Source organism: Enterobacter sp. 04-C-12-SI-ECC (genome assembly GCF_047530715.1).
GTDB classification, from domain to species: domain Bacteria; phylum Pseudomonadota; class Gammaproteobacteria; order Enterobacterales; family Enterobacteriaceae; genus Enterobacter; species Enterobacter bugandensis.
On the sequence record NZ_JBLKDI010000018.1, the window covers coordinates 115310 to 125406 of the forward strand.

The following is a 10097-nucleotide window of genomic DNA, read 5'->3' on the forward strand; positions in this document are numbered from 1 at the left end:
AAATTTGTGCTATTACTTCAGAATGTAATAATCGCAATAAGAATGAGGTTAATTTTTTGTGGCTGGATATTTCGCGGAAACAAAACGTAACAGGTAGCGGTTGTGACGGGGTAGTGGTTTAAAAACGCTGACTTTACGCTGACAAAAACTGACAGGGCAGAATAAAATAATGGCCAGCAAATGCTGGCCATTGTCTGTTGCGTTGCTTAGAAGCTGGCGTTGCGTGGTGTACGCGGGAACGGAATTACGTCACGCACGTTCTGAACGCCGGTAACGTAGGCGATCAGACGCTCGAAGCCCAGACCGAACCCAGCGTGCGGAACGGTGCCATAACGGCGCAGGTCGCGATACCAGCTGTAGTCCGCAGGGTTGAGCCCCATCTCTGCCATGCGCGCGTCAAGCACGTCCAGACGCTCTTCACGCTGAGAACCACCAATGATTTCACCGATGCCCGGCGCCAGTACGTCCATCGCTGCCACGGTTTTCCCGTCTTCGTTAAGGCGCATATAGAAGGCCTTAATGTCTTTCGGGTAGTTTTTAACGACAACCGGCGCTTTGAAATGTTTCTCGGCGAGATAGCGTTCGTGCTCAGACGCCAGGTCTACGCCCCAGTAAACCGGGTTCTCGAACTTCTCACCGCATTTCTCAAGGATCGCTACCGCATCGGTATAGTCCACCTGCGCAAAGTCGGCAGAGACGAAACGCTCCAGACGCGCTACAGCATCGCTGTCTACGCGTTCGGCGAAGAACTTCATGTCGTCAGGACGCTCTTCCAGCACCGCTTTGAAGACGTACTTTAGCATCGCTTCTGCGAGACCTGCTACGTCATTCAGATCGGCAAACGCCACTTCCGGCTCCAGCATCCAGAACTCCGCCAGGTGGCGGCTGGTGTTGGAGTTTTCGGCGCGGAAGGTTGGGCCGAAGGTATAGATCTTAGACAGCGCACAGGCGTAGGTTTCGCCGTTGAGCTGGCCGGATACCGTCAGGAAGGCTTCTTTACCAAAGAAGTCTTTGTCGTAGTCGACTTTACCTTCCGGCGTGCGCGGCAGGTTTTCCATGTCCAGCGTCGAGACGCGGAACATTTCGCCTGCGCCTTCCGTATCGGACGCGGTGATCAGCGGAGTAGACACCCAGAAATAACCCTGCTCATCGAAGAAGCGATGCAGCGCCTGGGCCAGCGTATGACGCACGCGAGCCACCGCACCAATCAGGTTGGTACGCGGACGCAGGTGTGCGACTTCACGCAGGTATTCAATGCTGTGACGTTTTGCCGCCATCGGGTAGGTGTCCGGATCTTCAACCCAGCCAGTCACTTCAATGGCAGAGGCCTGGATCTCGAAACTCTGGCCCTGGCCCGGGGATGCCACAACCACACCGGTGACGATAACGGAACAACCCGTCGTCAGGCGCAGAACGTCATCATTGTAATTGGGCAGAGAATTATTAATGACGGCCTGTACAGGATCAAAGCAGGAACCGTCATAGACGGCAAGGAAGGAGATGCCAGCTTTAGAATCTCGGCGAGTACGCACCCATCCGCGCACGGTGACCTCCTGGTCAACGGCGACACGGCCCTGGAGTACGTCGGCTACAGGCACAACGCTCATAATATTCTCTCTGTTAATAGTCGGAAAAAATAAACACTTGTCCACCCCAAGACGGGGGGATATCTATGTTACCTGCCAACCGCTATCAGACAAGTAAATTTCGCAGTCAAAAGAGAAGAATTGAGAAATAAATAAGAGAAGGGAGCCCTGAAGGCTCCCGTAAGCGCTTAACTGGCTTTTTTGATCTGAGGGAGATCGAACGCTTTGCGCAATGCGCGAACAAACGCTTTGTCATGGCAGATGGTTTTACCCGGGCTGTCGGAGAGCTTTGCCACCGGCTTGCCGTTACATTCCACCAGCTTTATCACGATATTCAGAGGTTTTACCTGAGGAATGTCGCAGGTCAACCGGGTACCGATCCCGAAGCCCAGATTAATTCTGGCATTGAAATGACGATACAGTTCGACGGCTTTCGCCAGGTCGAGATTATCGGAGAAGACCAGCACCTTGCTCATCGGGTCAATGCCGAGTTTTTGGTAATGGGCAATCGCCTTTTCGCCCCATTCAACCGGATCCCCTGAGTCGTGGCGTAACCCCTGGTAACGCTCAGCGAACTCGGGACCAAAGTCGCGCAGGAAGGCATCCATCGTAATACAGTCGGTCAGGGCGATCCCGAGTTGATTCGGGTACTCTTCAAGCCACGCAGCCAGCGCCGCACGCTGGCTGTTAGCCAGGTCCGGGCTAATTTGCTGATGCGCCTGGAACCACTCGTGCGCCTGGGTGCCCATTGGCGTCAGGTTGAGGCGACGCGCCAAATCGTAGTTGCTGGTACCCACGAACCACGACTCCTGCTGCAGACGTTCAACGATAGCCTGCTGAACCTCGCGAGAGAAGCGGCGACGGGTGCCGAAATCCATCAGGCGGAAGCGGGACATATCCAGCCCTTCGGTCAGCGTTGAGAATGCCTCAAGTTTGTTCTCCAGCGAGGCGACCGCCTGTTCGACGCCCGTTTCAGGCGAACGGTAGCGGTGAGCCAGCTCGCTGATGACGGCCAGAAGCGGCACTTCCCACATGATCACTTCCCGCCACGGACCTTCAAGACGAATATCCAGCTTGCCGTTTTCGTTGGTCACGGTGACCTGTTCAGGCTTATAGCGGAAGTCGCGCAGCCAGTTCAGATAGTCCGCTTTAAAGAAAGGCAGGCCAGAAAGCCACTGATATTCGTCATCGGTGAGCGCCAGATGCTGCATCGCATCGACCTGTTCACGAATGGAGTCTGCGTAGATACCGAGCAAGTCGTCACCACGGCAGCGGAATTCCGCCGCGACGTGAACGTCATAGTAATGGTGGAAAACGGCTTGCTGCATATGCAGTTTATACGCGTCGGTATCCAGCAACGTATGCAGAACCGGAGAAGCGAATTGAGTCATAGGTGCGCTGTAGCATCCTCTCACGGGAGCGTTTAGTACAATAAACAACTCCGGAGTATACCTTGTTTAGTGATTTATTGAACCCCGATCACAACATAAGCACACTTTATGGTCGAGAGCATTTCGTGCCCCGTGTTATACAAATGTAGCAGTAACGATGCTAACCACTTGAATTTAAGGTTTTCTACTGCGCTATTACCATGCTTTGGGGCAGTGATGGGGCAGTGTGTGAAAGCGCCTGGTTGAGCAGAGCAACCTGCTCTCCACTCTTCTCTGACATCCACTTTCCATACACCTTGTAAACCATCTGTGCATCGGTATGCCCCATCTGAGTTGCTATAAAATTCGGGTTAGCACCAGCTGATAATGACCAGCACGCATAGGTATGCCGTGACTGATAAGCGTTGCGGTAACGAATACCGGCGCGCTTGATTATCGGAGCCCAAATTTTATTAATCGAATTAACCGCGTAGTGATATCCTGTGCGAGACCCACGCTTGACGCATTGAGGGCTGAAAACGAAAGTGCATGGATGTATGACTGACTGGCCATATTCACGCAAATTCACTTCAACTTCATGCTGCCGGCCAAGGCGCGTCAGTTGGGCCTGATCCCTAAGGGCATCAATAGCTGGTTGTATGAGATAAATCACCCTGTCAGTGCCTGCCTCGGTTTTTGGCAGGGTGAACTCATACGTTTGGGTAAGGTTGCGCTTAACCGTAATGGTTCCCGCGGTGAGATCGACGTCTTCCCATGCAAGACCACATAATTCCCCATGCCTCATTCCGGTATAAACGGCGACGGTCCAGAGATTTCGCATCTGCTGGTGGCCGCATGCCTGAATGAACCTGATGAACTCGTCTGTCGTGAGTGGATCTGGTTCGTCTTTTGCCTTCCTGAGACGGTTAATTCCGCTAAACGGGTTTTCCTTTGCGTAGCCGTTATCAGCTCCAAACTGGAAGATCTCGGCCATCAGCATCATGTAATTATTCACCGTGGAAGACTTCCGGCCTTTTACCTGTGTCCGGTGATCCTTCTTCATTACATGGAAGCCCGTCAGCAACTCCTTCCTGACATACAGCAAATCTTCAGTGGTAACCGCAGAAACCATTTTATTTTCGCCGATGCGCGGAAGCATGTTTTTTATGATGGATTCGTACCTACTCATGGTATTAGAACTGATCTCCATCCTCTTCAGCTCTGACCATCTTTCGGTAAGCTCCAGCACAGTAATTTCCTTTCTATCCTGACCGAACCGGGCAAGGTTCGGTGAGTTTGGGAATTTTTCTGCATAGTTAAAATTCCCCATCCTTATCGCAAAACAAACCGAAGAACGCAGCTCACCAGCTATCTTGCGATTTTTTGCAGTGTCAGGGACACCGAGGTTTTCCCTGACTCGTTTACCTTTATACAGAAACCAGATGCGGAGCGAACCGCCGTGGTTTTCGACGCCTGTCGGGTATGATGCATTAGCCATTGATCCCTCCTGACGTCCAGGAGCGTGGACGAGTGTACTGCTTTTCATGCTGTCTTCGCACCTGGTTGATTTTTTTTCTGCGCCTCGATCCACTGATCAACGGCTTTCCTGTTGTACATGCATTCGCTCGAAGGCTTGGGATTACCATCTGGTGAAATGTGCAGGTACTCGCGGCCCAGCATCCAGGATTCTTTTCTGGCGCGGGTGATGGTTCCGGGCTTTAGCCCGGTAACCACAATCAGAACCTTTTCGCTAACCCAGTCATTCGGCACCAGAAGAACGATTTCAGCACTGGTTTGCATGGATCTCCTCCATTTTCTCTTTAGCCAGACGCACGCAACGCGCAAAAGAGGAGGGCGTTACAATTTCGCGCAGAGCCTGAACCAGGAAGTCGTTGTGCTGCTGGTGCAGATCCATGTTGCGTTCTTTTTCCTCATGACGCAGGACTGCCAGACGGGCTGTGATGATGCGACGCTTCCCTTTGATCAGCCGCAGAGCGTTCTCTGCCTTTTTGCGCCATGTACTCCAGTCACTACTGCTGTTCGATCTCGCCAGTTGCTCTTCAATACTGAGCTGCGCTTCTTCTGCGTTAACAAGTTGCTGCAGGCAATCGCTGATAGTGTTCAGGTTGTCTGTCTCCACGAAGAATTTGTGCATTCTTAACCCTCCCACCCAATCGCCTGGAACAGGCCCATTTTAGGGTGATACCAGCGGGTGCCACGCGGTTCAGCTTCTGACATCATCTGGCGAAATGCGGTCATAAACGGCTCCAGTTCGACGATAGCCCTACGTGACAACAACCCGTCTGGAGTCATAAATTCGTGCGTGTCTGTCGGGATGCGGTAGGCATTGACCAAATTCCGGCACTTGGCGTCACTCATTCCGCTTTTGGCTACTACCTGGCGGTAACCGACATATCCGGCGCGCATGGTCCCGCGTTTGATGTTCTCCACAGCTTCTGTGACCGTTTCGATCTGCTCTTCAACATGATTAAGGCGCTTCTGCTGGCGAACGGCGTCGGCGGCCATTGCAGCGATCATCTCGATTTCCGTCAGCGGTGCGCGAGTGCGGAAATAGCTGTTAACCAGTTCGCGCTGAACCTGCCAGGCCAGATCGTCGGTAAAGGATTTCACCAACATCAGATAACCGGATTCGACCAGTACAATTCCTGATGCTGCAAATTTGGAGAAAGTACCGTCAGGGAGGTGTCGACGAATTTCGTCGGAACCTAATTCGAAGTAGTCCTCTCCTTCAATAAGTCGAGACTTGTTTTCTCGGAAATTACGTCCAGCAGTTCCATCAGGTCGCTGGTGGACTTCATCAATCATCGCCAGCGTCACAACGCGCTGACCGCGATACTCGACTGCCGGCAGCTGTTTGTTGTTGATCGTTACAGTGTTCATTTTCGTCCTCCTCAGTGCATAACAGGCATGTCAGGCATACCTTCTTTCTGAATCTGTTCAATGAAGCTGTCATGCAGGAGATTAAAACCTTCCCGCCCCATTTTTGAGAGTCGAAGCCCGTTCTCAGCGTCCGTATCTAACATGTCCCGGTACATGCGCAGCGCCATCTGCTGGCCGAGTTCCTGACCGTATTTCTCAATAGCTAACCCTTCCACATGGCTTGAGAGTGCGAACCGCTCTGGCGCAGGATAAACACTGATTGAACCGTGCTGTCCGGAGTAGATAACTGCGGTGTCAAACCCTCCAGAATCGTTGGCAACCTCAACTGTGCCGTTCTTTGCCTGCTCCTCGGTAATGAAGACGGCAACAAGCATCCAGCGCCAAATGATGATTTCGCTCTCGATGCCCGGGGTAAACCAGCCGCTTTCAATCGCTTCCATGATGCAAGCCAGCAGATCTAATCCATCCGGAATTCGTTTGTCATAGTTGCCATTGTCGAGCTGGCGAACCGCGACGGAATAACCAATGACGCGGTTACCAAAACGGATGCCTGTTGATGTCGGCTCCGGATTAAAGGCTGAATTAACCATCACTGAACTCCTTTCGGCTTGATGGCCTGCAGTGCATCAACCTCTTTAACGAATCGGTCATGCATCGCGTCCCATTTCTCACACCATTTCTCCATTTCTCGCTTGCGCGCCAGGATGCGACGCAGACGGCGAACACAACGCTGGTGTGCCATGAAATACTCGGTCGTTACGCCGCCACGCTGCCAACAATTCAGCTCTGGCTTAAGAGGATGGACTGCCTGCACATCCGGGTGACGCTGCTCGAATCCGGAGCGTTCAAATGATTCTGAAGTCATGAAGAACGCCAGATACCGGATCGCTGTGTCTCGAGTGAAGCATTTTTTAATGCGCCCGTGGCGTACTGCCACGAACAGCGGGCCAACTGGCGTATCGTGTTTCTGTAATGCCTGGTCAATCATGCTTACGGTGCGTTTATCGTTCATTTCCGGTCCTTAACTTTGCTGTATCGTTCATGGCTCATTACTTCCCAGTTCTGGCCGCCGTCTCGGGACAGCAGCCGCCAGCGGCGATTAACCCTCAGGCTCAGGTTTCCGGAGCCGTGCATACGGCAGGGATGAATCCTCCTGGCCCTGAACTGGCGGAGTACATGGACCGCCTGCAGGTGTACCCACTCAGGAATTCGTATCGCTGTCAGCGCCATCAGATCCTGGCCTCCACTTTTTGTTTTTTGACGAACTCAACCAGCTCAGAAATGAGCTCGTCGATTAATTCCTTTCCGCTATCTGTGAGGAATTCACCGCTGCCATTAACATCAACAGCGCTGCTGTAAATTCCCTTGATAGCTTTTACGCCTTCGACATTCCCGTACTCACTGATCGCAAGCCTTTCGAATTTTCGTAATAATCCATCAAGTAAAATCTCTGTTAACTCGACTGTGTTAATGCCGCCTTTATTGAGCTTTATAACAAGGCAGTTACTGCCTGTTTTACGCTGGTGGCGTAATAACGCAGCTTTTAAAATTCGGCGGCGATATGTCTCGATTAATTTATCCATTGCGCTGTTCCTCCTCCAAACTCATAACTATTTCCTCTTCTTTTTCGGTCCATCCATGAATCTCTGCGGCGAGGTCATAAACCAGAGCGCATATTGTTTTGAGTTGAAATCTGTCTAACTTGTCGTGATATTCAAATAATGTTTGCGACAAGCCTGACAACTTCTCCGCTTTGATATTCACTTCCTGAATATCCTGTCTTTTTAAAACGCCCATAATTAACGACCATATGCTTTTTTAAGATAAAGACGAGCGATTACCTCGTAACCGCTGGCCGCATAAAGGCATGCTGTTCTATATGCCGATTTATCAATGATGAAAGTCATACGAAGCGCCTCACTGCCAAAGAAGCGACTACCCGACCGTGAATTTTGATATCTTTCAGTTCATCGGTGTTGAGGGTGAATGTTTCGTAATGATGGTTGTCAGAAATAATTTTCAACGAACCACAAACTAATGGCTCTATTCTCTTAATGAACAGACATGGGCGACTGAAAACATCCATCGTATAAACATAAATGCCAGGAGTGAGCGCACGGCCACCGCAATCAACGAACGCCACAACCTCACATGGTTCGATGGTCGGTTGCATTGAATCACCTTCCATCCGGCAGCTCTGAACGCGGTTACCAAAGTCGTTAATATTGTCTGAACCGAACAGCATTTGAGGAGTTTTTATTGGCTGATTAATCGCGATAGCGTTTTGCATTTTCATTTCCTCAGGGTGAGTTTTTCCCCACCCAAAAAGGTGTTAATTATTAATAATTGACTTAATTAGTTAGTTAAATAGCAGAGAACATTTTCTTAATGTCAGGATGGTCATCAATGATTTTTTTAGCATCATCACATGCCTCATCATATGACTTGAAGAAATCAACTAATACAAAATAATTATCGATGCGTTCGTAAACGGCGAACTCCATCTCTCCAACAAATGTTGTATTAGATTGGTAATTAAATCCTTTCTCGCAAGGCTGCACCGCATAACAATAAGACCAGTGCGAATTGGATGCTTTGAGCTTGGCGTGGATATCAAATTCCTGGCTTGCTGAGTTTGGTTGGGAGGTTATATTCATCTTATTGGCTCCGTTGTTTGCCGATAAGTTAATAGTACTCCAAGTACTAGTATTTGCAATACTAATTGATTGTGCTATTCATAACAAGTAGTACTAGTTATTGAATTTTAAGGTGATTTAGTTTGAAAAAAAACCGGGTTATCCCCGGTTTTATTGATTACATGAAGCGATATTTGGCCTCAACAACAACTCCAATTATCTTGCAGTTACCATTGATAGGTGTGAGGGGGTACATTGGATTAAGCGGCTTCAGGAACTTTTGCCCTCCATCCTCAATGTACTTTTTGAACGTTGCTTCGTTTGTATCTTCTAACTTTGCAACAACAAGGCTCCCATTGATGGGAGATTTGCCAGTGTCCACCAGTATTGCCATCCCCTCAGGGATGCTGATCCCTACAGGCGATGTCATGGAATCACCCCTTACTCTTAGCCAGAAACCCGTTCCTTCGATGTGCGCATCAGAACTTATCCATTCGTCTATATCCTTCATAGCATAAGGCTCTAGCGCTTCTGTCCAGCATCCTGCGCTGACCCAACTTATGACAGGGTAAGAGGTGTTATTTTCGTTGCCGCCTATGAAGTTCACATTCTCAGCATAGGAGTGCATCAATCCAACTTCTTTTGCCAGGGAGGGGCTGAAATCCCCGATCTGCACATTAAGTATTTTTGCAAACATCATGGCAGAACTCACATTGAGGGCATTTCTTCCATTTAAATAATGCCCTACAGCACTTTGAGTGATTCCCATTTCTTCAGCTATGTGCTGCTGGGTAATGCTCAATTCTTTCTTCTTCGACTCATACAAAGCCTTGAGGCGTTCCGCATCTCTTAGCTGTTCTGTCGTCAGGCGTCTTTGAGTTGTCATGGTGTAATTTTAATACCTTTAGTTTGAAAATGTCTCATACCTATAGTACTATCAATTTTAGTACTTTTGGTAGTATTTAACGGGTGGTGAATTATGAACCAGATAACTCTTGGGGAATACGTGAAAGAGCACGGCCAGGTAAGAGCTGGCGAAGCACTAGGAGTAACGCAGATTGCCATAAGCAAAGCTTTAAGAGCCGGTAGGGAGATCTTTGTTGTGATTTCAGAGGAGGGGAATGTTTCGGCTTTTGAAAATAAAGCGTTCCCATCTAAGCGGCGAAGCAATGAAACCAGAACCTGATTTACACAGCATTTTGCCGTCCGCATTTTGCCAAGCGGATGCCGAATGGATCAAGCAGCAGTTACTGAGCCTGGCGCCAGCAGCACGCCAAAAAGCAATTCAGCGTTATGCAGCTGTGTATCAGGAATCGTTTGAAGCCGAGCCCGTTTCTTTCCGCAAGGAGAACCGGGCAAGACATGAAGCAAATATGCGGCTTCGCCTGTTTGTGAGAAATCACGGCAGGGCTTTACAGGGGTATACCGCCGAACCTCCCCTGGCCGGAACGCCAACGCGTTCCTGATTGTTGCGGGTTTAAAGGTACCCGGACAAAAGCAGGCTTAAAGGTGCCTGTTCAGGTTGGCAACCCACTAACTCAATTTTCCGTATGTACTAGGTAAGTAGTACGTTTTTATGGGGAAGAGGGAAAGGGGGGTAAGGG

The 10097-nt window shown here is 49.8% G+C and carries 16 protein-coding genes; 2 read left to right on the top strand and 14 right to left on the bottom strand.

Annotated features, from left to right (window positions below; translation table 11 throughout):
• Positions 1 to 206: 206 nt before the first annotated feature.
• From asnS to ACMWL8_RS19890, 14 genes are all read right to left on the bottom strand, one after another.
• Positions 207 to 1607: an asparagine--tRNA ligase gene (asnS, locus tag ACMWL8_RS19825; protein ID WP_028012584.1), complete on the bottom strand. Its 1401-nt coding sequence runs from the start codon at positions 1605 to 1607 to the stop codon at positions 207 to 209.
• Between the two features lie 167 nt (positions 1608 to 1774).
• Entirely contained in the window at positions 1775 to 2977 is a 1203-nt protein-coding gene (gene pncB, locus ACMWL8_RS19830) for a nicotinate phosphoribosyltransferase (RefSeq protein ID WP_045261756.1), read from the bottom strand.
• A 184-nt stretch (positions 2978 to 3161) separates the two neighbouring features.
• Complete coding sequence (locus ACMWL8_RS19835) at positions 3162 to 4454, bottom strand: tyrosine-type recombinase/integrase (protein ID WP_045261755.1); 1293 nt, start codon at positions 4452 to 4454, stop codon at positions 3162 to 3164.
• Positions 4455 to 4498: 44 nt separating this feature from the next.
• Positions 4499 to 4756, bottom strand: coding sequence for an excisionase family protein (locus tag ACMWL8_RS19840; protein WP_045261754.1), 258 nt, complete (start codon positions 4754 to 4756; stop codon positions 4499 to 4501).
• Positions 4740 to 5111, bottom strand: coding sequence for a hypothetical protein (locus ACMWL8_RS19845; protein ID WP_032621725.1), 372 nt, complete (start codon positions 5109 to 5111; stop codon positions 4740 to 4742). The genes ACMWL8_RS19840 and ACMWL8_RS19845 overlap by 17 nt, the downstream gene beginning before the upstream one ends.
• 2 nt (positions 5112 to 5113) lie before the next feature.
• On the bottom strand, positions 5114 to 5857 hold the full coding sequence (locus tag ACMWL8_RS19850; RefSeq protein ID WP_045261753.1) for an ORF6N domain-containing protein: 744 nt from the start codon (positions 5855 to 5857) through the stop codon (positions 5114 to 5116).
• An 11-nt stretch (positions 5858 to 5868) separates the two neighbouring features.
• Complete coding sequence (locus ACMWL8_RS19855) at positions 5869 to 6447, bottom strand: hypothetical protein (protein ID WP_045261752.1); 579 nt, start codon at positions 6445 to 6447, stop codon at positions 5869 to 5871.
• A complete protein-coding gene (locus ACMWL8_RS19860; protein WP_045261751.1) occupies positions 6447 to 6869 on the bottom strand; it encodes a hypothetical protein in 423 nt (140 codons plus the stop codon). Before ACMWL8_RS19860 ends, ACMWL8_RS19855 begins: the two co-directional genes overlap by 1 nt.
• Positions 6866 to 7087 carry a hypothetical protein gene (locus tag ACMWL8_RS19865; RefSeq protein WP_045261750.1) on the bottom strand — a complete coding sequence of 74 codons (222 nt, stop codon included), beginning with the start codon at positions 7085 to 7087 and terminating at the stop codon, positions 6866 to 6868. Before ACMWL8_RS19865 ends, ACMWL8_RS19860 begins: the two co-directional genes overlap by 4 nt.
• Positions 7087 to 7440, bottom strand: a complete 354-nt coding sequence (locus ACMWL8_RS19870; protein WP_045261749.1) for a hypothetical protein — start codon at positions 7438 to 7440, stop codon at positions 7087 to 7089. The genes ACMWL8_RS19865 and ACMWL8_RS19870 overlap by 1 nt, the downstream gene beginning before the upstream one ends.
• On the bottom strand, positions 7433 to 7654 hold the full coding sequence (locus tag ACMWL8_RS19875) for a hypothetical protein (protein WP_023332564.1): 222 nt from the start codon (positions 7652 to 7654) through the stop codon (positions 7433 to 7435). Before ACMWL8_RS19875 ends, ACMWL8_RS19870 begins: the two co-directional genes overlap by 8 nt.
• A gap of 106 nt (positions 7655 to 7760) precedes the next feature.
• Positions 7761 to 8147 (bottom strand): helix-turn-helix transcriptional regulator, encoded by a 387-nt coding sequence (locus tag ACMWL8_RS19880; RefSeq protein ID WP_045261748.1) that lies wholly within the window; start codon positions 8145 to 8147, stop codon positions 7761 to 7763.
• Positions 8148 to 8220: 73 nt separating this feature from the next.
• Complete coding sequence (locus ACMWL8_RS19885; protein WP_045261747.1) at positions 8221 to 8514, bottom strand: hypothetical protein; 294 nt, start codon at positions 8512 to 8514, stop codon at positions 8221 to 8223.
• Positions 8515 to 8671: 157 nt separating this feature from the next.
• Positions 8672 to 9379, bottom strand: coding sequence for a LexA family protein (locus ACMWL8_RS19890; protein WP_045261746.1), 708 nt, complete (start codon positions 9377 to 9379; stop codon positions 8672 to 8674).
• 93 nt (positions 9380 to 9472) lie between these two features.
• Between ACMWL8_RS19890 and ACMWL8_RS19895 the strand changes: the two genes are divergently transcribed.
• Together ACMWL8_RS19895 and ACMWL8_RS19900 are read left to right on the top strand one after the other, a co-directional pair.
• Positions 9473 to 9679 (top strand): Cro/CI family transcriptional regulator, encoded by a 207-nt coding sequence (locus ACMWL8_RS19895; protein WP_052683052.1) that lies wholly within the window; start codon positions 9473 to 9475, stop codon positions 9677 to 9679.
• Positions 9663 to 9959, top strand: coding sequence for a hypothetical protein (locus ACMWL8_RS19900; RefSeq protein WP_045261825.1), 297 nt, complete (start codon positions 9663 to 9665; stop codon positions 9957 to 9959). Before ACMWL8_RS19895 ends, ACMWL8_RS19900 begins: the two co-directional genes overlap by 17 nt.
• Positions 9960 to 10097 lie beyond the last annotated feature (138 nt).

What these genes read in the sequence shown, in the direction of transcription:
- asnS (WP_028012584.1), bottom strand. Translation starts at nt 1,607, where the DNA reads ATGAGCGTTGTGCCTGTAGCCGACGTACTCCAGGGCCGTGTCGCCGTT.
- pncB (WP_045261756.1), bottom strand. Translation starts at nt 2,977, where the DNA reads ATGACTCAATTCGCTTCTCCGGTTCTGCATACGTTGCTGGATACCGAC.
- ACMWL8_RS19835 (WP_045261755.1), bottom strand. Translation starts at nt 4,454, where the DNA reads ATGGCTAATGCATCATACCCGACAGGCGTCGAAAACCACGGCGGTTCG.
- ACMWL8_RS19840 (WP_045261754.1), bottom strand. Translation starts at nt 4,756, where the DNA reads ATGCAAACCAGTGCTGAAATCGTTCTTCTGGTGCCGAATGACTGGGTT.
- ACMWL8_RS19845 (WP_032621725.1), bottom strand. Translation starts at nt 5,111, where the DNA reads ATGCACAAATTCTTCGTGGAGACAGACAACCTGAACACTATCAGCGAT.
- ACMWL8_RS19850 (WP_045261753.1), bottom strand. Translation starts at nt 5,857, where the DNA reads ATGAACACTGTAACGATCAACAACAAACAGCTGCCGGCAGTCGAGTAT.
- ACMWL8_RS19855 (WP_045261752.1), bottom strand. Translation starts at nt 6,447, where the DNA reads ATGGTTAATTCAGCCTTTAATCCGGAGCCGACATCAACAGGCATCCGT.
- ACMWL8_RS19860 (WP_045261751.1), bottom strand. Translation starts at nt 6,869, where the DNA reads ATGAACGATAAACGCACCGTAAGCATGATTGACCAGGCATTACAGAAA.
- ACMWL8_RS19865 (WP_045261750.1), bottom strand. Translation starts at nt 7,087, where the DNA reads ATGGCGCTGACAGCGATACGAATTCCTGAGTGGGTACACCTGCAGGCG.
- ACMWL8_RS19870 (WP_045261749.1), bottom strand. Translation starts at nt 7,440, where the DNA reads ATGGATAAATTAATCGAGACATATCGCCGCCGAATTTTAAAAGCTGCG.
- ACMWL8_RS19875 (WP_023332564.1), bottom strand. Translation starts at nt 7,654, where the DNA reads ATGGGCGTTTTAAAAAGACAGGATATTCAGGAAGTGAATATCAAAGCG.
- ACMWL8_RS19880 (WP_045261748.1), bottom strand. Translation starts at nt 8,147, where the DNA reads ATGCAAAACGCTATCGCGATTAATCAGCCAATAAAAACTCCTCAAATG.
- ACMWL8_RS19885 (WP_045261747.1), bottom strand. Translation starts at nt 8,514, where the DNA reads ATGAATATAACCTCCCAACCAAACTCAGCAAGCCAGGAATTTGATATC.
- ACMWL8_RS19890 (WP_045261746.1), bottom strand. Translation starts at nt 9,379, where the DNA reads ATGACAACTCAAAGACGCCTGACGACAGAACAGCTAAGAGATGCGGAA.
- ACMWL8_RS19895 (WP_052683052.1), top strand. Translation starts at nt 9,473, where the DNA reads ATGAACCAGATAACTCTTGGGGAATACGTGAAAGAGCACGGCCAGGTA.
- ACMWL8_RS19900 (WP_045261825.1), top strand. Translation starts at nt 9,663, where the DNA reads ATGAAACCAGAACCTGATTTACACAGCATTTTGCCGTCCGCATTTTGC.